Genomic DNA, 23,045 nt, shown 5'->3' on the forward strand with positions numbered 1-23,045 from the left:
TCAAAATGTAGCCTCATCGCCAATGCGTCATCAAATGGTCATAGTATCCCTATACTTAATCCCGGGGGTTAGCGTCCAGGTTGAGATCGCCAACTTTGATGGCTTTCCATTGCAGGGACTGCAGGCTGCCTGGAGTAAGTATGGCATGGTTGAGGTTGCCGTTATACACTTCATCAAACGGGTCTTCCGGATTTTGAAAGTCATAATCTGCAGGAATAACAATCCAGGAGGGTTGTTCTCCAAAGTCACTATCAATGCTCAAAATCAATTTGCGAATCCGGATTTGATCCAGGAGGCTGACTCCTCCGCTACGGTTAGCATCTGCGGCGAGGAGGCGCTCGGGATCGGTAATGGGCTGAACACCAAGGATATGCTGGCTCAGCAAGATCAGGTCTAGGGTGCTTACCCCATTGGTAGGGTTAATATCTTTGGTAGCCCGGAGGGTGTAGGATTGTCCCGGCATGACCTGCAGGTTAAAGCTGTAAGAGCCGGTGCTGTTGGTCTGCGCTACTATAGAGTCCAACTCTGTAATCTCCAGCGACATGCCAGCTACCCCGTCATTTTGGGGGTCCACAGCGCTTCCGTTATTCGCCAGACTAACCAAGGGGCGCTGAGCACCTGTTGCCTCAATGGCAGCATCCACTTCCATAAGGGTGGCGGACTGATTAGGCCCTCTTGGATCATAATCGACGGTGCCGTCGGGAGCGATGACCACGAATGTGGGGGTGCCCAGAAAAAAGCCGTAGGTGCCATTTTGGTAGGGAGCGGTGGCGGCGAGGCTGCCGCCAGCCGGGCTTGCGCCGGGATAAGTAATGCCATGGTTGGCTTTGTAATTATTGACTTGGTTGTCTGTGTCATTGCCCAGTATGCTCAGGCTGATAAAAACAACATCGTTACTGCCGCCGCCCCACTCCTGATTGAGTTGCTCTGTGGCACTGGCGATGGCATTACAGGGCGGGCAGGAAGTAAAGAACAACTTGAGCACTACCGTTTTCCCCTGATCGAGGTAATCCGCGTAGAGCTGATGGCTGTTGCCCTGACTATCAGTAATGTTAAAATCAGGAGCAGGCTGCGCAAGAAGGACCGGATAGCTGAAAAGAAAAAGGCAGGTGGCAAGCAGATAGGTTCGCATATTATCAGTGGTTTTTATCAGATGATGCTGTTGCTATATTCAAGGCTGGATAAATCATTTTTGCAGTTTTTGGCTCTCCATGATATTTCCATTGATGTTGATGATCATTTTGGAGCCTTCAAAGTGTATACGAAGCTCGTTCGTATAAGTTAGCATCAGGGTGCCTTCTTTTTCGGCCAGCAGTTCGTCGTTTAGGAACAATTTGCCTTCAAAGGCGTGCAACCGGATGACTGACCGGTCCATACCCATGTGCCGGATCAGCTGTCCCTGATCAAATTGGTAGTCGCCCAACCGTATAGTGTAATCTCTTGGCTTAGCCAGTACATTTTCTGTGGGCGGGGCGACCTCCGCTCCGATAAGGGTAAGATACAAGTCTCTGAGCAATTGAAGAACAGGCGTGTTGCCCCAATTAGAAGTAATACCGATAAAACTGCCGGTATTTGGCATCCGGATGATGACACTTTTGGTACCATAGCCGCTGCCCGCTGCAAAATGGATCTTTTCATCTCCGAATTTTTTAATGCTCCAGGCATAGCCCTCAAAGTCTGTTTCCCCGCTTTGTGCATGTGGCTGGAACAACAGCGCTGTGTAGGTTTCCGGTAGCAGCTTATAGGCCTCCAGCCCAAGCACAAACTTGTAAAGGTCTGCGGCAGTTGAGTAGAGCCCGCCTCCGGCATTATCCCCTAAGTGCTTGCTCCTTTGAGCAGTCTCCAGGCCATTGGCAGAGAAGCGGTAGGGGACCGCCTGATGGTCCACGACATTCCTACCCTGATAGCAGCCGGTGTTGGTTAGCCCGAGCGGTTCAATGATTTCCTGTTGTATGAAGTCCTCATAGGACCGGTTGCTTACTTTTTCCAGAATGGCACCAAGCAGGATTAGCCCGCTGTTCGAATATTCATAACGTTCGCCAGGTGAAAAGAGCAGCGATTTGGTTTCCACCAGTTTAAGTTGCTCCATGAAGGAAAGCTCATCACAGGCCTGAATGCCCGACTCCCTGGGCAAACCTGAGGTGTGAGATAACAGGTGGTGCACGGTGACGGTATCTCTCCATGAGGCATTGAGTTCAGGCAGGTAAGCGCTGATGGGCACCTGCAGGCCGATTTTCTGATCGCTGGCCAGCATCAATATCGCAGCCGCGGTAAAGGTTTTGGAAATGGAGTTGATGGAAAAACGAGTCTGAGGCGTATTTTCGATACCGAAGCTTCGATTGGCCAGCCCATAGCTTTGTTCGAAGACCCCCTTGTCGTCTTTTACCACCTTGATATTGCCGGAAAAGCCAAATACAGACTGATACCCTTTGGCTATTTGATGGAACTGCTGATGGAGACCGCCATCCTGACAGCAGGCAATAGAAATCGAAAGGAAAAGAAAGATTGCAGTGGTTTTCAAATGTGGCATAGGTGTCTTTTTTACACTCCGCAGGCGTCAGAGGTTAAATGTAAAAGGGAAGAAGGCAAAGGATTCCCTGACCGGTCAATGGATAATTCAGGCTTAAAGATAGGCAGCTAAAGGACTAAATATCAGAATAATGCCCGGAAAAACTTGATTTATGCCCTAATCCCGTTACCTTTGCGGCACATTTTGAAAAGCATGCAGAAAGTTGTATTTCAAGACTTGGGGCGCATCCGCTATCAGGAAGCGTGGGACCTACAGGAAGCGCGCTTGCAGGAAGTTGTCGGGCGCAAACTCCACAACCGGTCTCAGCGCAAAGCTGATAAGCCTGAGATTCCACAGTCACACTATCTGCTGTTTTGTGAGCATCCCCCGGTCTACACCCTGGGCAAAAGCGGTTCTCTGGAGCATCTTTTACTTTCGGAAGCTGACCTGAAGGCGCAGGGCTTTGAGTTTTTTAAGATCAACCGGGGTGGGGATATCACCTACCATGGTCCCGGTCAGATAGTTGGCTATCCTATTTTTGATCTGGATGAATTCTTTACCGATATCCACAAATATGTCCGCTACCTGGAGGAAGCCGTAATCCTTACCCTTGCATCTTACGGTATTACCGGTATGCGGGAGGAGGGGTATACCGGCGTTTGGCTTGAGGCAACAGCGCAAAAGCCTAAGCGAAAGATTTGTGCGATCGGTGTCCATCTTAAGCGGTGGGTGACGATGCATGGCTTCGCATTCAATGTCAATACCAACCTTAGCCACTTTGAGCACATCATACCCTGCGGTATAGCCGATGATGACAAAGCGGTCACTTCCATGGAAGCAGAGTTGGGATACACGGTGGATATTGAAGAAGTCAAGACAAAATTAAGAACCACCTTTGCACAGCTCTTTGAATACGAATACGTGGATGCCAGGGCAATGAAACAGCCCACAACGAAAACCCATTAAAAACCCCAGTTGCTGAATCCTATGAAATCCTATAACGGTATGACCGACCCAACTATGATAAAAGATATTCCTAACCTGAAAGTGGAGGACGTAGCCATCGCTGTGGCACCTCGGGCAGCCCAAACCACAGAAGAAGAACTTTGGGACAGCTACCTGATTAATCTAAAAGAGGAGCCGATCTCCAATGTGCTGATCAACAGCCGTGGCTACGGCGAGCTTGACGGCGAGAAGATGAAAACCACCGTGCTGCGCCATTTCTTTGAAGAAATCGGCCCACTGCAGATCGTAAAGATTGAGCCTATTCAGGTCAAACTCTTTGACCTGACTAACGAATACTGGATCAGCTTTACCTACAAAGGGCATATGTACGACAAGAAGTACGTCTTCGTCAAAGGCAGCATTCAGGAGAACAACTTCACCACCATCCCCTTTATCAACCTCAAAGGGGTAATGATCCGATAATAGCATGAGCGAACGCAAAGCCAAACGGGTAAGCGAATCCCGTACCGTAATGACGGAAATGGTCATGCCTAACGATACCAATCCGATGGGCAACCTTATGGGCGGGAACCTCCTGCGCTGGATGGATATTGTATCCGGTATTTGTTCGGGCAAGCATTGCGAAGCGCATGTGGTGACGGCATCTGTTGACCATGTATCTTTTCAAAAGCCCATTATGGTTGGGGATGTGGTTACACTGGAGGCTTCTGTCACCCGTGCGTTCCGTACCTCTGTGGAAGTCTACGTGGAGGTTTTCGCGAACAATATTAAGGGTGGAGATGCCCGGCGGTGCAATCATGCCTATTATACCTTTGTTGGCCTTGATGACGATCACAAGCCCATACCCGTCCCGCCTGTACTGGCACTTACAGAGATTGAGCAGCAGCGCTACGACAGCGCGCCCCGCCGCCGGGAAGTGCGCCTGATCCTAAGTGGCCGGATGAAGCCAGAGCAATCCACGGAAATCCGCTCTTTCTTTGACGATATGCCACGGCATCAGTAGGCCTGCATTCTGTCTGAATGGTGCCAAACACGGTTTTTTCAGCTCATCGCAACCAACTTTACCCGGCAGATGCTGTACCTTTCCAGTAACAACAATCTGCCGTATGAAAAACATGCTCTTTCTTGCCGCGCTATCCCTATGCTTGTGGGGATGCGGGCAGGATAATGACTCCGGTCCTTCCTCCTTTGACGCCAGGCATCAGCCCTCAGAGGACTTCTTCCTTAAACGCTCTTATCCGGATGACCATTTCAACCTTAAAGGGTATGAAAAAGCCCTTTCCAAAGCCAGGGCAGCGCTGCAATTGCGGTCGGGGGCTTTTCCCGGCTTCGATCAGCCCTGGACGGTCAGAGGCCCGGGGAATCTTGGTGCCCGCATCAATACTATTGCTGTACACCCTCAGGATGATGGGACCATTTATATTGGCTTTTCCAGAGGAGGCGTTTGGAAGACCACCGATGACGGAGCCTCCTGGGCTCCCATTTTTGATGACCAACCTTTCCTGGCCATTGGCGATATCGAAATAGACCCCAGTAACCCCGAGCGCGTTTACGTAGCTACCGGCGATCCGAATATTAGTTCCCACCCGGGAATAGGGGACGGGCTTTACCGAAGCGAGGACGGCGGGCAAACCTGGGAAAAGCTTGGGCTTCAGGCGCAACGGATCCTACCCCGCATCCTGGTCCACCCAGACCAACCCGATATACTAACGGTGGCAGCCATGGGGCTCCCTTTTGAACGCAATACTCAGCGCGGTATCTATCAGTCTATAGATGGTGGGGCGACGTGGGCTCAAACCTTGTTCATCAGTGATCAGGCGGGCGCCATTGATTTGGTGCGCCATCCTGCCAATCCGGAGGTGCTCTATGCCAGCGGCTGGGACAGGATCCGGAGCAATACCGAGAGCCTGGTTACCGGGCCTGGCGCAAAAGTGTTCCGGTCTACCGATGGCGGACTGACCTGGGAAATGCTCTCCGGAGGGCTCCCTATGGAACCTACCGGACGAGTGGGGCTGGCCGTTACCCCTGCCGCGCCCGAAAATATCTATGCCATGTACGTAGGACTGAATAGCCAATTGCAAGGCATTTATAAATCGGAAGACGAAGGGGATACCTGGAGCCAGATCACTGAAAACCTGGGGGTGAATGGCTTGCCTACAGACGCTCTGGGAGGCTTTGGCTGGTACTTTGGCAAGCTCCGGGTAAGCCCGGTTTCCGAAGACGATATCTTTCTGCTTGGCGTAGACTTGTGGCGGTCGCCGGATGGTGGCGCAAACTGGGCTATGGCTTCCCCTCCCTGGTTTATCTACGAAGTCCATGCCGATAAGCACGACCTGGTGTTCGACAGCCAGGAAAATATCCTGCTGGCTACCGATGGTGGGCTGTACCGTTCGGATTACAGCGCCTTTAATTGGGAAGATATGGAACGTATACCCACCAGTCAGTACTACCGGATAGCCTGGAACCCTCACCGGCCCGATTGGGTGTACGGCGGGGCTCAGGACAATGGAACGTCTGGTGGGCCCAATCTCGAATTCGAATGGCCCCGCATTTACGGTGGTGATGGCTTTCAGACGGCTTTCCGTCCGGATTTGCCGCAGGTGATTTACGCAGAGACTCAAAGAGGGAACATCGTGGGCTCTTCTGACGAAGGGCAGTCCTGGTTTAGTGCCACTGAAGGGATTATCCCTACTGACCGCCGGGACTGGGATATGCCTTACATCATCAGTCCTCACGATCCGGATGTGATGTACACCGGCACCTTCAGGGTTTACCAAAGTACGGCTGGCGTTGTTCCGCAGTGGGCCCCCATAAGTGAAGACTTGACAGATGGATTGGTGCTCCATCCCCGCTATCATGCTATTACGAGCATTCAGGAGTCGGCGGTGGTTGAAGGGCGATTGTATGTGGGCACAGTAGACGCCAACGTCTGGCGTTCTGATGATGCCGGTGGGCAGTGGGCCAACATCAGCGCCGGGCTTCCGGAGCGTTATGTAACGAGTGTGAAGCCCTCCCCTGATTTCGAAGACTACGTTTATGCGGCTCATTCCGGCTACAAGGACAATGATTTCATCCCTCACCTGCACCGGAGCACGGATGCCGGGCAAACCTGGGAAGATATTTCCGGAGACCTGCCGCCTTTGGCCGTCAATGACGTATACATTTTGCCGGGTCATCAGGATTCTATCCTTTTCGCAGGTACTGACGGAGGGGTATATGGCACTATGAATGCCGGTATGCAGTGGGAGAGGCTTGGGGCCGATCTTCCATTCGTTCCGGTGTACGACCTGGAATACGACAGCATCAACAACCGCTTGCTGGTGGGGACATTTGCCCGCTCTATTCTTTCCTATCCGCTTGACTCCCTGATTATTGAACAGGAAATGGAAGACACCACGGTGGTTCAGGTTAATGAACTGGAACTTCAATCTGCACTGGAAGCTCATCCGAATCCGGCCACGGCCTTTGTCAACCTTTCTTTCTCAAATATTTATCCCGGGCGGGCCTATGAAATTGCTATTTTGAATGCTAGCGGGCAGCTGGTAGAGTTGATGAAAGGGCAGCAGCAGGGTAGGGCTGTTCATCAGATTGACATTCAAAGCTGGCCTGCCGGCTGGTACGTAGCAAAAGTGAAAATGCACCAACAGATCCATCAGGTCAAATTTCTGAAGCAATAGTATGAAGCAGACAGGGCTTCGATGATGACCATCGAAGCCCTGTAACTCATTTCCAATTATTTAGGCGTTTACTCCTCTTCTTCATACCGGTCTCTGCCGGAACGATCGATGATCGTACTGCTGGCTTGCTGCGTACCCTGCAGGACCACATCAAGAATATTGACATGTGCCGGCTGGGTAACGATGAAATAAATGGATTCTGCCACATCATGGCTGGCCAGAGGCTTAAAGTCCTCATAGATACGGGCACGGCTTTCGTCCCCATCGAAGCGAACGAGAGCAAACTCCGTTTCTTCCACATGAGCAGGGCTCACCATACCTACACGCACACCGTGCTTGTGCAAGTCCATACGCATGGCTTTTGTCAGGCCATCCACACCAAACTTAGTAGCGTTGTAGACATTTCCGTTGGGGTAGGCTTCCTTACCTGCCGTTGAGCAGACATTTATGATGTGCCCTGTGCCGCGTGCGACCATACCCGGAGCCACGAGGCGCGTCATATACAGCAGCCCCTTTAGGTTCGTATCGATCATCTCTTCCCAGTGGCGGAGCTCCCCTTCATGCACAGGAGCCAGCCCTTTAGCTTTCCCGGCATTATTGATAAGGATATCAATCTCTGCCCATTGCCCGCTCAGTTGATGGAGTGCGGCTTCACATTCCTGCTCGCTGCGTACATCAAAAGTCAGGGGCATTACTTCTGCTTCAAATTGCTCCGTAAGCTGTGAGCGGAAGAGGTCCAAGCGTTCCCTGCGCCGTCCGGTGATAATTACGCGATAGCCTTTTTCTGCAAACAGCGAAGCTGTTGCCTTGCCGATACCGGAAGTCGCGCCGGTTATCAAGACGGTCTGATCGACCTTTGGGCGGGGTGGGGGCGGGGGTGTAGCCGGGCGGGCAGCGAGCTGCCCCTCTAATTCATTGACCGTTTCTTCTTTTTCCCGGAGCAACTGTTCGAGTTGTACAATACTGTCCTTAAGTGCTTCAATTGCGCTCATATTGACGGTACCTGAAGCCGATGTGGAGGTTTGCTTTTCGTGTGTATTCCCTTCTGCCTGAGCGGCGGCAATAGCAAAGGCTTCGTCATTTTCAGCCGTCTTTAGTTCCGGATTGATCTGAATAGCTTTCTGGTAAGCATCTGCTGCTTTCCGGTATTCGCCCAGCTGATGGTATACCAGTGCCATATCGTAGTACGCAAAAGGGTGGAAAGCATTGACTTTCAGGGTTTTTTTGAAATACTTCACTGCTTTCTCGGGCTTGCCAAGCGCTTCATTCAGGAGTAGTGCATACTGGTACAGCGCATCGTAGTTGCTTCTGTCCTGCTTCGCCGCTTTCCTGAAGTATTTGGCCGCTTCGGCACGCTCCTCTTCAAAGTGAGCGGCAGTAATCATGCCCAGACGGTAGTACACATTTGGGTAATCTTCATCCACATCAAGCAGCATCAGATAATGGCTGCGGGCCGATTCAAAGTCGCCCTCCAGCTCTTCCAGTTCTCCAAGCAAAAACAGGGCATCGGTATTTTCCGGGTCCAGCTCAATAACCGGCAGCAGCTCTTCACGGGCGGAATGGTAATCCTTGCGGGACCGGGCGAGCATCAACGCATAATGGTAGCGCAGGGTGGCATTATCAGGTTGTGCCTCAATGGCATCAGCCATAGTTTGCAGCCCATCCTCCACCTGCCCGTTGTTGAGCAGGCTTAGGGCACGCTCAATGCGGTCCTGATTCTGTATTTCGGTTGAAACTTCCTCCTCAGGACTGGTTTCTTCAGCCACAGGCTCGAAGATTTCTTCATGATCCTGCTCACCAGATTGTTGCCAGTACTCCGAGCCATCTTCCATATCAGCAGCCTTGGATTGAGTTTCTGTCTCTTCATCTTCCGGGCTAAACCCGGTTTCCGGTTCAGGAGTAGGAGTATCAGCGACAATATCTTCGTCTTCCTGCTCATTGGATTCAGGGGCCTCCGCAGGCACATCCTCCACAGGTTCGTCCATTTCCGGACTGACGTTGCTTTCGCTTTGTTCCGGGTAGAGTTTGTCAATGCCCGGGATGTTGGCGATGATTTCAGGGTCGGGATCCGGCTCTGCTTCGATTTCCACTTCAAGGGCTTCCGGCTCCGGTGCGGTGGGTTCCGGCTGCGGAACAGGAGGATTGAAGCCCGTTTTGAAGGAAGTCCAGCTGGCTTCGTCTTCTGTGAAAATGAAAAATTGCTGGTAGGCATTAGCCTTGAACTGAGGTAAGATCAGGTAGTTCATACTGCGGAGCAAGCGGAGGAATTCACCCACTTCACTCGACACTTCCCGCATTACCTTGAGGTGCGTATTGAAATGGTCTTCATCCAGCTCGTTCATCTGCCGCTTTTGTCGCCGCAGGTCCAGGTACTGGTCCTGCCAGTAGTTGATATACTGAATAATATCGCTCACCCGTTCAAAATCGGTATGTACAGCTTTTTTCTGCCCTGTAGCCGGATCTTCGGTTATGCCGTCAATGATGATCGGCAGAATATCATGCCGCTTTTCCTGCAGCAGCTTCAGCCCACGGCTCATGCATTGAGCTGATTTGAGGTAATTGTCGCTAATGAAAAGCAAAATAGGGTCTGACTGCCCAAGCAACTGATCAGTTAGGAAGTTGTTATCCGTTGACCGGTTGCAGGAATAATGGTGAAAGGTGTAAGCAGAGGCAGACAAATGTTCCTGAACTTCTGCAACAGTAGACTCATTATCAGCGCAGTAGGCCAGTGCAATACTATTCGTACTCATGATTGTTGATGATTTTTGGGTATTATGCTTAGCAGTTTGACGGACCTGCCTGCCTGGCCGTGGCTTCACGGGCAGGCAGGAATAAATGATACAATTTTTCTCTGTTACTCACTCCAGCAGGCTAGCTATAAATGTATTAAATTCTTTTCTGAAATCCACATAGGCAGAGGTAGCAGGGCCATTGAAACCGGTATGTATACGCTCTACTTCTCCGTTTTTGTTGATGATAATCATCGTGGGATAGGCAATGACCTCGGAGAGCATCGGTAGTGCTGCTGCCGCTGCTAATTTGTCAGCAGGCCCGGCGAGTGCGATCTCGTACCCCGGATTGAGATGATCTTTAAAACGCCGGATGGCCGCCATAGCCTTTTCCGGATCTTCGTAGCGTTCAAAAGCAAGGCCGATAACCTCCAGGTCAGCCTGCGGATGGTTTTCCAGGTATGCTTTCAGGAATTCCGTTTCGTCCCGGCAGTTGGGGCACCAGGTCCCAAGCAATTGTACAATGACCACCTTGCCCTCATACCGGGCATCCGGGAACCGGAGGGTGTCGCCGGAAGGGGTAGGGAAGGCAAATTCAAGAGTGGAGTAGCCTGCTTTGAGCCCGGTCAGGCTGTCGGGGTCGGCCAGAGCTGCATCAGGGTCTTTTTTGGCCGTCCAAAGGGTTTGGAAATGCTTACCGGAGCGGAAGGAGCCCAGCAGGCTCCCGTCTTCCCTGATCCGTGCTTCAAACATAAAGGCATGGGCCCCGTCAAAACAGCTGAGGTAGACTTTGTCGGCCTGCACACTGCCTTCCAAAAAGCGGTAATCGCCCGTTTCGGTCATAAAAGTGCCGGTCAAAGCATTCCCATCCTGCTTTAGCTCTGCAACAGCGGGGTACTGCTCGCTTTCACCACCCTCCACGCCAAAGGTAACTGCCCACTTGCCGCTCAGGTCCGTTTTGGGCGTTTTGCGCAGCGTGGTGAAACGATGCCCTTTCCCGTGATAGCCCTTAAAGGGGATACGGTAGTCCTCGCCCCGGTTGTTGACAATCCATTCGCCCTCCATGACATCTTCTTCATAGATGGCTTCGATGCGGGAATCATAGACCGGGAAATTGATCACAATGGTATCTTTTGCAGTAGACCGGTCCAGCCCAATTGTAATATCATCTACCCGGAACCGCTCCGCTCCGTTGATCAGCTCGATGTAGAAGTCGGTGTCATTGGTATACACGACTTCAAAATTGAAGGGCAGTTCGCCATTGGTCACTTCTTCGAATTCCAGGTTGAGCTTTTCCGGCAGCGGCTCTCCATCGGGATTAGGGGTTACCAGATTGGGCTCCAACTCCAGTACACCACGCCATGGGCCGGGAGGCAATGCCGAAAATTCGTTTTCGACAACGATACAGCCAGTCTGCTGGAATAGCGAAGCGGCAAGCAAAAGCACAGCGATGAGCCGGAAAGCGTTGTTCATGCAATATTCAGATTTGCGGGTTCTAATACTATACTCCATAATCGGTCAAAAGATACATTTTCAAGGCTCAAATGTGAATTTTTCCATTTTGTTGCCTTAAGCTTCCTTCGATTTAGGATTTTGTTCCTTTAAAATGGTCTTCCTTGTACTTGAACAGCACATTGAAGCTGGTCAGGCTGCCGTAGATACGGGTGACGTACTGCTGCAGATTGACTTTTTCTTCATCGTTCAGATTGCTGCTGTTAATGCGTTGTTCCATTACGCGCAAGCGGTCGCGGACCATCACGATTTTATGGAAGAAACTCTCGATGGGCATCTCCTTGGCTTTTGCCGGATCGCCCGGCTCCAGTATGAGTTTCCCGCCTTCCCAGCGGTTGCCCAGCTCTGTGATTTCCTGTAAATCTGAAAAATTGCGCAGGACTTTGATCAGGGACTTTTCGATTTCATTGAAGGAGACCCCTTCCTCAGCCGGGACCGCATCAATGATTTCCCATTTATCGTATTCCTTACCGACCTGTTTGATGCCATAAACCATGAAGCATACATCGTAGGCCACTTTGTGCAATCGGATGACGACGCCATCACCGTAAGCCGGGTGCTTGACCCGGGAGCCAATTCCAAGCAATTGTTGTTCAGCCATGGGTATTTAGAATTATACAGTTTCAAGTTCTTCCAGCCGTTTCACATCCAGTTCGCCTTCCGTTTGGGCAATCAGGGTGGAAACTGTTGCATCTCCGGTCACATTTACCACCGTCCGGCACATATCCAGGATGCGGTCCACCGGAAAGATGATTGCAATCCATGCGGGGTTAAGCCCTACGGACTGCAGCACCACGATCATCATAACCAGCCCTGCACTCGGTACTGCGGCTGAGCCTATGGAAGCCAGCGTGGCGGTGAGCACGATCGTCAGTTGCTGCCCCAGGGTAAGGTCTACCAGGTGCATCTGCGCCAAAAAGACCACCGCAATAGCCTGGTAAAGGCTCGTGCCATCCATATTAACAGTTGCACCGATAGGCAGCACGAAGTTGGTGACATTTTGGGAGACCCCGATATTGTCCCGGACACATTCCATCGTCACGGGCAGGGTGGCCGCACTGGAGCTCGTTGAAAAAGCCAGAAATTGCGCCGGGCTAATTCGCCGGAAGAAACCGCTGTAGGATAATTTCTTCACAAAGAAGGAAGCAACCAGAGGGTAAAAGATAAAGATCATAAACAGAAGACCGATCAGTACGGCTACGGAATAACTGAGCAGGCCTTTAAAGATTTCGATAACCTCTGCCGGCGTACTGGCCATTTTGGAAATCACCCCTGCCATGAGGGCAAAAACGAAAAACGGTGCAGCTTCCATCACCACTTCCACCATTTTGAGGAAGACTTCATTGACTCCATCTATTAGCTGTCGTACCGGTTGTGCCTTTTCCTGAGGGATGAGCAACAACATAATGCCAAAGAAAATCCCAAAGAAGATAACTTGCAGCATTCGGCCTGAATCGGTCAGTGCTGCGAAGATGTTATCGGGCACAAAGTCCACCAAAAACTGCAGCGGGCCGGCTTCTTTAAATTGCTCAGCGGCTTTCATCCGGGCTTCTACGCCTTCGTCGCTCATTTCAGTTTTCATGGCAGCTTCTGCCTCAGCAACGAGATCCGCATACTCTGGCTTGGAAAGGTAGCGCTCTCCGTCCAGTATACGTCCACCGGGGGTGCTTTCTGCCCATAATTCGTACTTGAGCCGGTTCTTGACCCGCTGCCCTTCATCGATGTAGTCGCCTGGCTGGAACAGGTTGACGACCACCAGACCTACGGTAACCGCTGCTACCGTGGTAACAACATAGGCCACCAGGGTCTTTGCCCCCATTCTGCCCAGCTTTGCAGGGTCAGGAAGCCCTGCGACGCCGCCAATGATGGAAAACAATACAAGTGGTACAGCGATAAATTTCAACAAGCGGATAAAGATGGTGCCAAAGGGGTCAATCCAGTTTTGTGTAAAACTATTCCATCCCAGTGAACTGGAAACGAGAGAGTAAATGATACCGGCAATAAGACCGATGATGATTTTCCAGTGCAGCGGTAAATTTTTTATCATAATCGTGTAAGGTCAGGTAGTTGAAGCCCCCAAATTAGACATTTTATAGCAAGCAAAATAAAAATTTGGCTAAGTTTGCCGCATGAGCACAAAGAATGACCTCTTTCTAAGAACCGCCCGTGGAGAGGCGGTGGAACGCCCGCCGGTATGGCTAATGCGGCAGGCAGGGCGCATCCTGCCACAGTACCGCGCCATCCGCAACCGGCTTTCCGGCTTTAAAGAATTGGTGGAAACACCGGAGCTTGCTGCCGAAGTGACCATTCAGCCGGTAGATGAGCTAAATGTGGACGCTGCGATCATCTTTTCTGATATTCTGGTTATCCCCGAGGCGATGGGGCTGACCTATGAAATGGTAGAGAAACGCGGGCCGCTTTTCCCGGAAGTGATCAAAAGCGAGGCGGACGTTCAAAAGCTGACAAGCGGTGCCGACGCAGCGGCTGAACTGCAGTACGTTTACGATGCCGTGGCGCTCACACGGCAGCAACTGGACGGCCGGGTGCCCCTCATCGGATTCTCGGGCGCGCCCTGGACACTGCTGGCTTATATGGTGGAAGGCAGTGGCAGCAAGACGTTTTCAAAAGCCAAGAAGCTACTCTATACAGACCCAAAGCTCGCCCATCAGTTGCTGGAGAAGATTTCGGAAACCGTCATTGCTTACCTCAAACTGAAGGTCGAAAGCGGCGCGCAGCTCGTGCAGGTATTCGACTCCTGGGCGGGTATTCTTAGCCCGGCGCAGTACCGGGAGTTTGCGTTGCCTTATATAAAGGTGATCGCAGAATCCATTACCGATGTTCCCGTTACTGTATTTTCGAAGGGCGCCTGGTTTGTCTACGAAGACCTTGGGCAGGTGGATTGTCAGGTAGTTGGGCTGGACTGGAACACGCCCCCTGAGCTTGCCCGTGAATGGATAGGCCCTGACAAAGTATTGCAGGGCAACCTGGACCCTTGTCAGTTGTACGCGCCGCCCGAGGAAGTGGCGAAGGCAGCTGTAGCCATGCTGGACCGCTATGGCAGGGGGCATATTGCTAACCTGGGGCATGGCGTTTATCCGGATACGCCTCTTGAAGGTGTTAAGGCATTTGTCAACGCTGTCCGGGCCTATCAGTACAAATAAGTATCTGGTTTTTTATTAGATTTGCCCCCGTGCGCATTATTTTGGATGCGTTTTTACGACAGGCAAAGCCGGATAAACAGGCTTTTTATGATCGTATACCGCTGAGAATCAATACACTGCCTGTTTGCGGCATGGTGCTTTTACCGTTGCTCAACAGTGGTGCGACCCCGAAAACCTTTTGTGTTGCTGTTACAGCGAAAAATAATCATCATCCAAAAAGCAACTGAATGGGCTGGTTTAAACGACTCAAAGATGGCATTCAAACCGCCACACGAAATAAAAAGGACACCCCTGAAGGACTGTGGTACAAATGCCGGCGCTGCAAGGAAACGTCCACCGTTAAGGAATTGAAGGACAACTTCTTCAAATGCCCGCATTGCAACTTCCATGTCCGTCTGCGTTCCTACGATTACTTCGGCCTGATTTTCGATGGGCAGTACGAGGAGCTTTATGAAGATTTGCGCTCTAAGGACTTCCTGAACTTTACTGACCTCAAGCCCTACACCGAGCGGTTGGAGGATGCTAAAGACAAAACCGGTCTCACAGACGCTGTAGCCGTAGCTAAAGGAAAAGTCAACCGCCGTTCCCTGGTGATTGCGGCAATGGATTTCAAGTTTATCGGCGGGTCTATGGGCTCCGTTGTGGGGGAAAAGATCGCGCTTGCGATTGACCACTGTATCGAGCACCGCATTCCTTTTTTGATGATTTCCAAGTCAGGTGGTGCCCGTATGATGGAGTCGGCTTTCTCGCTGATGCAAATGGCGAAGACTTCAGCCAAGCTTACCCAGCTGGCGAGGGCTAAAGTACCTTATTTCTCTTTGATGACGGACCCGACCACGGGTGGGGTAACGGCTTCCTTTGCCATGCTTGGCGATATCAATTTTGCAGAGCCGGAAGCATTGATTGGTTTTGCAGGCCCCAGGGTCATCAAGGAAACCATCAAAAAGGAGCTGCCGGAAGGCTTCCAAACTTCGGAGTTTCTTTTGGAGCATGGCTTCCTGGATTTCATCGTGGACCGCAAGGATTTGAAAGAGGTGATTTCCGACCTGCTGTATTTCTTTGAAAAACCACCTGCTAACCCGGTTACTGAAGATGAGCAGCAATAGTTTCCTACGGCTTAAGGAAGATATCCGTGAAAAGGAGCTGGTCCCTGGCTTCACCGCGCGCCTTATTCATACGGATGAGGTGACCATCGGTCATGTACGGGCTCAAAAGGGGAGTGTCCTGCCTGAGCATCAGCACCCGCATCAGCAGGTTACCAACGTGATCTCCGGGAAGTTGTCGATGACCGTGGACGGTAAAACAAAGATCTGTGAAGCCGGAGATGCTGTGGTGATTCCCGGTAACACCCCACATTCGGCGGAGGCGCTTACGGATTGTTACCTGATTGATGTTTTTCACCCGGTGCGGGAGGACTATAAGTAGGCTTGGGCTGGGGTTGTGCTATTTTCTTTTTGATTTTATACTTGTCCTGACTCACATTCCGCACCTAATGGCGCGGAACTAGTGTGATGTCTTGGGGTTACCCATATTTTGCCCCTAATGGGGCATCGCGCTGTTAGCGTTTTGTCATACCGAAGGGTAGTGGGAGCTACGGTCAGTGCGCTTTTTTGCTCAGGCGAACGTGTAGTTAACCCTTGAAGTCCCGTTAGGGACTATATGTGGGTAAAACCTCCAATCTACAGCCGCTTTCCCCGCGCCGTAGGTGCGGAATGTGCATCGTGGATTACCCAGGCGTCCACCTCATACTACCGTCAACTACTCCCCAAACGGATTACTAAACGCCGGATTATTCACAAAGCTCGTATCTGTCAGCATATTCAGGAAGGCGATCATAGCTTGCTTCTGTTCGTCGCTCAGGGCGAAGGGTTGGATGTTTGGGTCTTCGTTGGCGATACCGTGCCCGCCAGCTGCGTAAGAGTCCAGTACCTCCTCAAGTGTGGCAAAGCGCCCATCGTGCATGTAGGGTGCGGTGAGCGCGATATTGCGCAGCGTTGGCGCCCGGAACTTGCCGTTGTCGTAAATATTTCCAGTCACCTCTCCGAAGCCCTTGTCCGGAAAGCTTTCGAGGTCCTCCACATCAGAGATACCATTGTTGAAGAAGTTGTTTTCTGTAAAAAGGGCACTACCGTGGCAGTGCGAGCAGCCCGGGTGCTCCTGTGTAGGTAACGCTTGCTCTACAAAGAACAGGTCACGCCCCATTTGCTCTTCCTCGGTAGGCCAGCCCTGCTGTGCCCATACCACCTGATCAAAGCGAGACTGATAGCTGACCATCGTCCGCTCAAACTGAGCGATCGCTTTTACGGCTAAATCCCGGTCGATTTCACTCGCGTACTCAATGCCAAAAGCTTCCCGGAATTTTGCCGGATAATCCGGGTGGTTCCGAAGTTTCTCTTCCACTACGTCCCAGGACTCGTCCATCTCCCGGTGGTCTTCGATAGGTACCAGGGCCTGTTCTTCCAGCGTGGCGGAACGGCCATCCCAGAAAAAGCCCCGTGGGTTGAAGGCGAGGTTCACCAAAGGCATAGAAGACCGTACGCCCAACTGACCGTCAATACCCGTGCTCACCGCTACGCCATCCGTAAAGCTCAACTCCTGAAAGTGACAGCTGCCACAGGAAATCGTGCTGTCTCGTGAAAGGATGGGATCATAAAACAGCATGCGGCCCAGTGCAATGCCCTCTTCCGTCATCGGGTTGTCCGGCGGAAGGATAGGATTGGGGAAATGATCGGGCAAATAGTCGAAGGAATAATCCGTCGGGTCGTAATCCGCCAGTATTGGTTCTTCCTGTGGGCAGTTATCGCATACGGTAGGATCACCGGTGTTATCTTCCTGACAGGCACTGAAAAGGGTCAGGGTGAGGAGAGCAAGAAAAAGGGGTAGCGCAGGTATTTTCATTGTAGCAAAGCTTTTTGATCGGATAATTTACGAACAAACGAAGTATCGGTAAGGGTTCCCAGGAAAGCGATTAAAGCCCGCTTGTCCTCGTCACTGAAATGTAATTTTCTGATTTTTGGGTCTACATTAAGCCCAGGGTGCCCTCCGCTGTTGTAGTGCTCAATGACTTCCTCAAGGGTGGCAAAGCGCCCATCGTGCATGTAGGGCGCCGTAAGGGTAATGTTACGCAGGCTGGGTACTCTGAAGCGGCCGTTGTCATATTTTACGCCCGTTACGGCACCCCGCCCGGCATCCGGATAATGATAAGGAGCCAGCTCCTGTTGCACACCATTATTCATATAGGTCTGATCGGTGAACAGAGGTGGCGTATGGCAATGGCCGCATTCGCCATCCGGCAGGTCTTCTGAAGAATCAAAAAAGATATGCTTGCCATGCAACTCCAAATCCGTGTAAGCTGCTTCCCCCCGCATCACGCTGTCGTACTTGCTTTCGCTGCTCATAAGGCTTCGCTGAAAATGGGCCAGGGCATGGACAACTGTCTGCTGTGCGATGCCTGTTCCAAACGCCTTCTCAAAATAGCCCGGATAGTCCGGATGCGCTTCCAAACGGGACAACACCGTAACCCAGTCGCTGCCCAGTTCATTGGGATTAATGACCGGATGCACGGCTTGTTCCTCAAGGGTGGGGGAGCGGCCATCCCAGAACAACCCTTCGGTAATCCAGGCCAGATTGACCAGGGACGGTGCATTGCGGGTGCCTTCGCGGTTGTCAACGCCCACTGCGATCGCTTTGCCATCTGTGAAGGCTCGCTCCGGCAGGTGGCAGCTGCTACAGGAAAGGCTGGAATCTTTGGAAAGGACAGGGTCGAAAAACAGCATTTGCCCCAGCGCTGCTTTTTCCGGGCTGTACGGGTTCGCTGTATCCTCCACCAACTGTACAAAGTGGGCTGGCCCCTGCAAAGGAGCCTCCCTCACTGAAGCAGCCGGATCAGTGGTACATTGAGGCAGACTGAACAACAGTAAAGCTGCCCCGATCATATGCCAGGGGCGTTTTGTCATTTACCGGGTTTCGAGGCGGACTGCATTCGGGAAATTCTCACCCATGAAAACAGCAGCCGGAGAAGTGGTGGAATGCGCAAACTGCCCTTCCCGGAAATCCCAGTACGTCCCGTCTCCTTTGATGAGAATTTTCTGAAGGTCGATATTTAGAGCGAGGGTCTTCGGCGTTCCTTTTTCCAGGTCAATTGCTCCGGTAAATTGGACCGTGCTGTAGTTGTTGTCACCCCCGACATGGTAGGTGAGCTTATCCTGGAACTGCCCATCGGCATCCAAATCTGCATTGCCTTCTACTTTGAAAAAGATATAGCTGGAGGCATCTTCCCAGTAGTTCTGAGACAGCGGGTGCGTCAGGTCGTAGTCAGGTGGAATAGTGGCATTAAGCTCGGGAGAAACACCGAGCCCGATTTTTAACCCCGTGTAGTTTCGGACGGGCACTTCCATCTTAACAACTTCCACGCCTTCAGCGGCATCTTCGTCCGTGAAGACATTGCCAAAGCTGACCAACGCAATATCGGTCAGCAATTCTTCTTTTTCGACACCGTCTTCTTCGTAGACCAGCGCGATGTCAGAAAGGTAAGTCTGCAGCAGTTGCATCTGCAGCGCCATATTGTCTTCGTACTCATAGGTCCGCTCAAACATCACGAGCGGGTCGTCTCCGTAGGTGCCCGTAGCCAGGAGGGTAAGCTCTGTGGTGGCGGGTCCACCGTTGTCATCAGAGTTGCCACAGCCAGCCACAAAGACGGCAACGGCAAGCGCAAAAAGGGATAGTATTTGCTTCATAAATTCAGCTTCTAATTGATTTTAGCTGTAAACATAACAGGTTTACCACAAAAGCTGTTGTCCTTTTCAACGCTATTCCAGTACAATTTCCTGTAAAGAAAAGGCCTCTGCTGTATTGCCGACAATTATTTGTTGCAATTCGGCATTGGAATCTGTCGCTACATTGATGCCCGCCAGCCACTTGCTGTAATCGATCTGTATCACAACTTTGAGGTTGAAGCCGGGAATTTTCTCCCCACCTACGGGCAACTGCACCTGCTGAAGATTGGCAAAAGTGCCGATGCGGAGCTGCTCAGGGATGGTATCGGCCGCAGTGGTGTCCCGGAAGAGCTCGATGAATTGGTACACATAACCCGAGTCCCGGTTAAAGTAGAGCAGGCTGTCGGTCAGCCCAAGCGGGTGGCTAAGCGGGATGGAATCGGCAATGGCGACGTTGGCCTGCCCATTCACACCCACAAAAAACCGTAGACTTTGCAGATCGGCGGCCTCCCGCAGGGTGCCCAGGCTTATGCTGCTGCTGTTGCCTGCCCGGACGAAGCCGAAATTGTCAGGCACCATTTGCAGCACGACATTACCATCGTTGTCGAACAGGTATACATCAAGCTCTTCCTCTATATTTAGGTAGGCCCCATCGGTACGCTGCAGTTCAAAACCGGATATAAAAAACTCGAACGCATTCACCGTGAAGGGGTTGCCGGCTTCATCCAGATAGACGCTGTCGCGCAACCGGAAATTATAAACGGTATCCGGCGTGCTGTAGACGTGGGTGAACTGCACCCTCACCTCCGGGTATTCACAATCCTCCGGCGCATTGTTATCGGCCGCAAAATTGTAGTTAACGGCCTCCAGGTCGAGGCACCCGTCCTGAGGCTCGTAGCAGCCGCTCCATAGCGTCAGGAGCAATATTATACCTGCAATAATTCTACTGATTCTCATATTCACGTACCAATCTCTTCACAATTTGCTTCACCTGCGAGCTGAATTCCTTGTTGAGGATCCAGTTGAAATACTGTTTGTCTTTGGACAGCGTCTCGCCGACCGGCTTGCCATTGTATTTACCGAAACTGAACACAATAGAGCCGTCAACATCATACTTCATTTTCTGCGTCGCATCCACATAACGCAAATCGTTGGTGAAATCGTGCACCACCTGCATATCGTTGGTCACCGGGGTGGGGGTGATGTTGCCATCGTCGTCTTCGTAGTCCACGCCCCTGTATTTTTCCAGCTGCCCTTTGAAGACGTCAATAGTCGCGTAGACATCGGCGAGGGCGTCGTGGGCATTTTCCATCTCTTTGTTGCAGTAAAAGCGCACGGCAGCCTTAAGGTTACGGGGCTCCATTTTGTAGAAAATGCGCTGCACATCGATGGTCCGGCGGTTGTTGATACTGAATTCAATCCCCACGCGGTCAAACTCCTCCATCAGCATGGGAATGTCGAAGCGGTTGGAGTTGTAACCCGCCAGGTCGGCATTGCCGATGAAGTTGTAAATCTCCTCCGCCACCTGCTGAAAGGTAGGCTTGTTGGCGACATCCTTTGGGGTGATCCCGTGGACTTCCATCGCTTCTTCGCTGATCGGGATGCCCGGGTTGATGAGCATGCTCAGTTCCTGAGGCTCGCCGCCCTTTTTGGGGTATTTGACCATCGCGATTTGTATAATCCGGTCTCTGACCACACTAAGCCCAGTAGCTTCTAAATCAAAAAAAATCAAGTCCCGGTCCAGGTTGAAGTCCATAATAATGGTTATTCGTCGTTTGATTGAAAAAGTTCTTTAAGCCCCTGCGTATAGGTCACGGCCATGCCGCCGTCCGGTAAGCCATAGATAAAATACGCCTCTATGCCCGCCAGGGATTCTGCCATCGGCTTTGCTTTTTCAATGCCCATGGTCATGAAGGCGGTGGCGTAGGCATCGGCGGTCATACAGTCGTCTGCAAAAACGGAAGCGCTCAGCAGGGTATTGCGCTCCGGATAGCCGGTTTTGGCATTGATGGTGTGGCTGTATTTTTGCCCTTCCACCTCGTAGTAGTTCCGGTAATTGCCGGAAGTGGCCAGGGCCCGGTCCTTCAGAGGCACGGTGGTCTGTATTTCATCCACCGCAGCCCCTTCTTTGGGCACATTGATGCCGAGGTTCCAAATGTCCCCTCTGGGGCTTTTCCCTTTGGCCAGGGCTTCTCCCCCGATGTCTACCAGGAAATGTTGCACCCCAAGGTCGGAAAGCAGCTGGCCCACCAGGTCCACACCATAGCCCTTGGCTACCGCGCTAAAGTCCAGCTTAACCCCAGGAAAGGCTTTGATCAGTAGATCGGTATCGTCGAAGCGCTGCAGTTCCACCTTTTCCATGCCTACATACTGCAGCAGGGAATCGACCATCAGGCTATCCACCTGTGCCACCTTCCGTTTTTCCGTATAGCCAAAGCCCCAGTAATTGACCAGGGGCATGACGGTGGCATCGAAGTACCCCTCCGTTTCGTGGTACACTTCAAGAGCTGCCTTGAAATTCCGGATAAAGTGGTCATTCGGGTAGGTATCTGCAGCACCGTCCACCGGATTGGTGTTCAGATTGAACAAGCTATCCGCCCGGTTGAACCTTGAAATTGTAGACTGCGGAATATAGGTCGACACCTCCAGGTTGAGTTGCCGCAGTATGGAGTCTATTTTCGGTTGCACCTCCTCAATGCCGGGATTGTCGAAAGTAACCCGGTAGTAGGTCCCCATCGTTTCCCCTTCCAGAATCTGGTAATCGCTGGAAATGGCATTGCCGGAGGGGCTGCCGCAACCGCTGAGGAGTCCGGTCAGAAGCGCCAGGAAAATAAAGTGCAGAAGCGTTTTCATGGTAACTTGGTTAAGCTGACTTTCTGATTTGAGCATCAATTGAATACCAACCGGGGCCTGCCAGTAAAATACAAACATAGGGCACCAAAAACAACAGCCCGCCTTCCATATCAGAATAGGGGTCGCCCCAATGCGCCACAAAGACCGCCACAAACATGGTAATGATCAGCGGTAGGGTCGCCAGCCGGGTGAATAGCCCCACGGCAAGCAACAGTGCGCAGAACAGTTCGGCAAAAACCGCCAGCCCAAGTGAAATTTCCGGCCCCAGGCCCAGGAAATCGAGGAACTTCACTTCTTCGCCCCCTGTAAGCCTTTGCAGCTTAGGCCAGCCGTGCGCATAGGCCATGCTGAGCCCAAACATAAGGCGGAGGAGCAATAGAACAACGTCGTGATACCGGGTGTGCGTCATAAACAGGTCAGGTTTGCGTTGGCGGCAAAGGTAGTCAAGCTGGGATTAATAATGGAGTGTGTAGCGGGAAAATGCCCGGGGCTTCTTTTCTTTGGGCTTTTCTGGCGTCTACAGAAGTTAAGAGAGAGTGCAATGTTTTTTTTTAAAAAAATACTCAAAAATTTTGGAATCTCCGGGGGGGGGGGGGTAAATTTACCATTGTTAGTAAGCTACATAAAATCACAGAAGCAGTTGATGCTTCTGCATCCTGTACAAAAAAGACATGTTCGCGCAAGCGCTTAAGTATTGCACATTTTCAATCTGGGGAACAATTTATGGGAAAGGCATTACTCCCTTTATCAGTCTGGCACCATGCTATGCCTGATGAAAGGTGTATGAACGTTTGGTCTTTCAAATGAGGTAAGGTTGTCTGTTTCACAGGCAGCAGATTGCTGCTTTGGCCATAGCGTTTGAAAGTGCCTGTGTTTCAACTGGCTCTAATCTTTAAACTTGATTGGTTTGTCTTGGAATTGGT

At 51.5% G+C, this 23,045-nt stretch carries 20 protein-coding genes; 7 read left to right on the top strand and 13 right to left on the bottom strand.

Going from position 1 to position 23,045, the window contains the following annotated elements; all coding sequences use genetic code 11:
* Positions 1-55 precede the first annotated feature (55 nt).
* A complete protein-coding gene (locus tag ACO08I_RS02110; RefSeq protein ID WP_421948321.1) occupies positions 56-1,132 on the bottom strand; it encodes a redoxin family protein in 1,077 nt (358 codons plus the stop codon).
* 54 nt (positions 1,133-1,186) lie between these two features.
* Positions 1,187-2,530 carry a serine hydrolase domain-containing protein gene (locus ACO08I_RS02115; protein ID WP_421948322.1) on the bottom strand — a complete coding sequence of 448 codons (1,344 nt, stop codon included), beginning with the start codon at positions 2,528-2,530 and terminating at the stop codon, positions 1,187-1,189.
* 192 nt (positions 2,531-2,722) lie between these two features.
* Here ACO08I_RS02115 and lipB point away from each other — a divergent pair, with 192 nt between their 5' ends.
* From lipB to ACO08I_RS02135, 4 genes are all read left to right on the top strand, one after another.
* Positions 2,723-3,475, top strand: coding sequence for a lipoyl(octanoyl) transferase LipB (gene lipB, locus ACO08I_RS02120; RefSeq protein ID WP_421948323.1), 753 nt, complete (start codon positions 2,723-2,725; stop codon positions 3,473-3,475).
* A gap of 39 nt (positions 3,476-3,514) precedes the next feature.
* A complete protein-coding gene (locus ACO08I_RS02125) occupies positions 3,515-3,937 on the top strand; it encodes a hypothetical protein (protein ID WP_238578331.1) in 423 nt (140 codons plus the stop codon).
* A gap of 4 nt (positions 3,938-3,941) precedes the next feature.
* Complete coding sequence (locus ACO08I_RS02130; protein WP_282781888.1) at positions 3,942-4,478, top strand: acyl-CoA thioesterase; 537 nt, start codon at positions 3,942-3,944, stop codon at positions 4,476-4,478.
* 103 nt (positions 4,479-4,581) lie between these two features.
* Positions 4,582-7,152 carry a VPS10 domain-containing protein gene (locus ACO08I_RS02135; protein ID WP_421948324.1) on the top strand — a complete coding sequence of 857 codons (2,571 nt, stop codon included), beginning with the start codon at positions 4,582-4,584 and terminating at the stop codon, positions 7,150-7,152.
* Positions 7,153-7,220: 68 nt separating this feature from the next.
* Here the strand turns inward: ACO08I_RS02135 and ACO08I_RS02140 are convergent, their stop codons facing one another.
* The 4 genes from ACO08I_RS02140 to ACO08I_RS02155 all read right to left on the bottom strand — a co-directional run bounded on the left by ACO08I_RS02140 (position 7,221) and on the right by ACO08I_RS02155 (position 13,437).
* On the bottom strand, positions 7,221-9,902 hold the full coding sequence (locus ACO08I_RS02140) for an SDR family NAD(P)-dependent oxidoreductase (RefSeq protein WP_282781884.1): 2,682 nt from the start codon (positions 9,900-9,902) through the stop codon (positions 7,221-7,223).
* 108 nt (positions 9,903-10,010) lie between these two features.
* Positions 10,011-11,354, bottom strand: coding sequence for a TlpA disulfide reductase family protein (locus ACO08I_RS02145; RefSeq protein WP_421948325.1), 1,344 nt, complete (start codon positions 11,352-11,354; stop codon positions 10,011-10,013).
* Positions 11,355-11,466: 112 nt separating this feature from the next.
* Positions 11,467-11,994, bottom strand: a complete 528-nt coding sequence (locus ACO08I_RS02150) for a hypothetical protein (protein ID WP_282781880.1) — start codon at positions 11,992-11,994, stop codon at positions 11,467-11,469.
* 12 nt (positions 11,995-12,006) lie between these two features.
* The gene (locus ACO08I_RS02155; RefSeq protein WP_421949744.1) at positions 12,007-13,437 is read right to left on the bottom strand and encodes a dicarboxylate/amino acid:cation symporter; all 1,431 of its coding nucleotides are present in this window, start codon (positions 13,435-13,437) and stop codon (positions 12,007-12,009) included.
* A gap of 85 nt (positions 13,438-13,522) precedes the next feature.
* Between ACO08I_RS02155 and hemE the strand changes: the two genes are divergently transcribed.
* The 3 genes from hemE to ACO08I_RS02170 all read left to right on the top strand — a co-directional run bounded on the left by hemE (position 13,523) and on the right by ACO08I_RS02170 (position 15,979).
* Complete coding sequence (hemE, locus tag ACO08I_RS02160) at positions 13,523-14,554, top strand: uroporphyrinogen decarboxylase (protein ID WP_421948326.1); 1,032 nt, start codon at positions 13,523-13,525, stop codon at positions 14,552-14,554.
* A gap of 227 nt (positions 14,555-14,781) precedes the next feature.
* Entirely contained in the window at positions 14,782-15,660 is an 879-nt protein-coding gene (gene accD / locus ACO08I_RS02165) for an acetyl-CoA carboxylase, carboxyltransferase subunit beta (protein WP_044226521.1), read from the top strand.
* Complete coding sequence (locus tag ACO08I_RS02170) at positions 15,647-15,979, top strand: cupin domain-containing protein (protein WP_421948327.1); 333 nt, start codon at positions 15,647-15,649, stop codon at positions 15,977-15,979. Before accD ends, ACO08I_RS02170 begins: the two co-directional genes overlap by 14 nt.
* Positions 15,980-16,312: 333 nt before the next feature.
* Here the strand turns inward: ACO08I_RS02170 and ACO08I_RS02175 are convergent, their stop codons facing one another.
* From ACO08I_RS02175 to ACO08I_RS02205, 7 genes are all read right to left on the bottom strand, one after another.
* Positions 16,313-17,452, bottom strand: a complete 1,140-nt coding sequence (locus ACO08I_RS02175) for a cytochrome-c peroxidase (protein ID WP_282781874.1) — start codon at positions 17,450-17,452, stop codon at positions 16,313-16,315.
* The gene (locus ACO08I_RS02180) at positions 17,449-18,510 is read right to left on the bottom strand and encodes a cytochrome-c peroxidase (RefSeq protein WP_421948328.1); all 1,062 of its coding nucleotides are present in this window, start codon (positions 18,508-18,510) and stop codon (positions 17,449-17,451) included. The genes ACO08I_RS02175 and ACO08I_RS02180 overlap by 4 nt, the downstream gene beginning before the upstream one ends.
* Positions 18,511-19,290: an MbnP family protein gene (locus ACO08I_RS02185; RefSeq protein WP_421948329.1), complete on the bottom strand. Its 780-nt coding sequence runs from the start codon at positions 19,288-19,290 to the stop codon at positions 18,511-18,513.
* Positions 19,291-19,362: 72 nt separating this feature from the next.
* Positions 19,363-20,226, bottom strand: coding sequence for an MbnP family protein (locus ACO08I_RS02190; protein WP_421948330.1), 864 nt, complete (start codon positions 20,224-20,226; stop codon positions 19,363-19,365).
* Positions 20,213-21,025 carry an exonuclease domain-containing protein gene (locus ACO08I_RS02195; RefSeq protein WP_421948331.1) on the bottom strand — a complete coding sequence of 271 codons (813 nt, stop codon included), beginning with the start codon at positions 21,023-21,025 and terminating at the stop codon, positions 20,213-20,215. Before ACO08I_RS02195 ends, ACO08I_RS02190 begins: the two co-directional genes overlap by 14 nt.
* Before the next feature lie 8 nt (positions 21,026-21,033).
* The gene (locus ACO08I_RS02200) at positions 21,034-22,122 is read right to left on the bottom strand and encodes an FAD:protein FMN transferase (protein ID WP_421948332.1); all 1,089 of its coding nucleotides are present in this window, start codon (positions 22,120-22,122) and stop codon (positions 21,034-21,036) included.
* A gap of 10 nt (positions 22,123-22,132) precedes the next feature.
* Positions 22,133-22,531, bottom strand: coding sequence for a DoxX family protein (locus tag ACO08I_RS02205; protein ID WP_421948333.1), 399 nt, complete (start codon positions 22,529-22,531; stop codon positions 22,133-22,135).
* Positions 22,532-23,045 lie beyond the last annotated feature (514 nt).

Source organism: Phaeodactylibacter xiamenensis (genome assembly GCF_965229835.1).
GTDB lineage: Bacteria > Bacteroidota > Bacteroidia > Chitinophagales > Saprospiraceae > Phaeodactylibacter > Phaeodactylibacter xiamenensis.

Excerpts from the sequence above, each read along its gene's own strand:
- ACO08I_RS02185 (WP_421948329.1), bottom strand. The coding sequence starts at position 19,290 with ATGAAGCAAATACTATCCCTTTTTGCGCTTGCCGTTGCCGTCTTTGTG.
- ACO08I_RS02180 (WP_421948328.1), bottom strand. The coding sequence starts at position 18,510 with ATGACAAAACGCCCCTGGCATATGATCGGGGCAGCTTTACTGTTGTTC.
- ACO08I_RS02145 (WP_421948325.1), bottom strand. The coding sequence starts at position 11,354 with ATGAACAACGCTTTCCGGCTCATCGCTGTGCTTTTGCTTGCCGCTTCG.
- lipB (WP_421948323.1), top strand. The coding sequence starts at position 2,723 with ATGCAGAAAGTTGTATTTCAAGACTTGGGGCGCATCCGCTATCAGGAA.
- ACO08I_RS02110 (WP_421948321.1), bottom strand. The coding sequence starts at position 1,132 with ATGCGAACCTATCTGCTTGCCACCTGCCTTTTTCTTTTCAGCTATCCG.
- accD (WP_044226521.1), top strand. The coding sequence starts at position 14,782 with ATGGGCTGGTTTAAACGACTCAAAGATGGCATTCAAACCGCCACACGA.
- ACO08I_RS02130 (WP_282781888.1), top strand. The coding sequence starts at position 3,942 with ATGAGCGAACGCAAAGCCAAACGGGTAAGCGAATCCCGTACCGTAATG.
- ACO08I_RS02200 (WP_421948332.1), bottom strand. The coding sequence starts at position 22,122 with ATGAAAACGCTTCTGCACTTTATTTTCCTGGCGCTTCTGACCGGACTC.
- ACO08I_RS02190 (WP_421948330.1), bottom strand. The coding sequence starts at position 20,226 with ATGAGAATCAGTAGAATTATTGCAGGTATAATATTGCTCCTGACGCTA.
- ACO08I_RS02205 (WP_421948333.1), bottom strand. The coding sequence starts at position 22,531 with ATGACGCACACCCGGTATCACGACGTTGTTCTATTGCTCCTCCGCCTT.
- ACO08I_RS02170 (WP_421948327.1), top strand. The coding sequence starts at position 15,647 with ATGAGCAGCAATAGTTTCCTACGGCTTAAGGAAGATATCCGTGAAAAG.
- ACO08I_RS02195 (WP_421948331.1), bottom strand. The coding sequence starts at position 21,025 with ATGGACTTCAACCTGGACCGGGACTTGATTTTTTTTGATTTAGAAGCT.
- hemE (WP_421948326.1), top strand. The coding sequence starts at position 13,523 with ATGAGCACAAAGAATGACCTCTTTCTAAGAACCGCCCGTGGAGAGGCG.
- ACO08I_RS02135 (WP_421948324.1), top strand. The coding sequence starts at position 4,582 with ATGAAAAACATGCTCTTTCTTGCCGCGCTATCCCTATGCTTGTGGGGA.
- ACO08I_RS02150 (WP_282781880.1), bottom strand. The coding sequence starts at position 11,994 with ATGGCTGAACAACAATTGCTTGGAATTGGCTCCCGGGTCAAGCACCCG.
- ACO08I_RS02140 (WP_282781884.1), bottom strand. The coding sequence starts at position 9,902 with ATGAGTACGAATAGTATTGCACTGGCCTACTGCGCTGATAATGAGTCT.
- ACO08I_RS02175 (WP_282781874.1), bottom strand. The coding sequence starts at position 17,452 with ATGAAAATACCTGCGCTACCCCTTTTTCTTGCTCTCCTCACCCTGACC.
- ACO08I_RS02125 (WP_238578331.1), top strand. The coding sequence starts at position 3,515 with ATGACCGACCCAACTATGATAAAAGATATTCCTAACCTGAAAGTGGAG.
- ACO08I_RS02115 (WP_421948322.1), bottom strand. The coding sequence starts at position 2,530 with ATGCCACATTTGAAAACCACTGCAATCTTTCTTTTCCTTTCGATTTCT.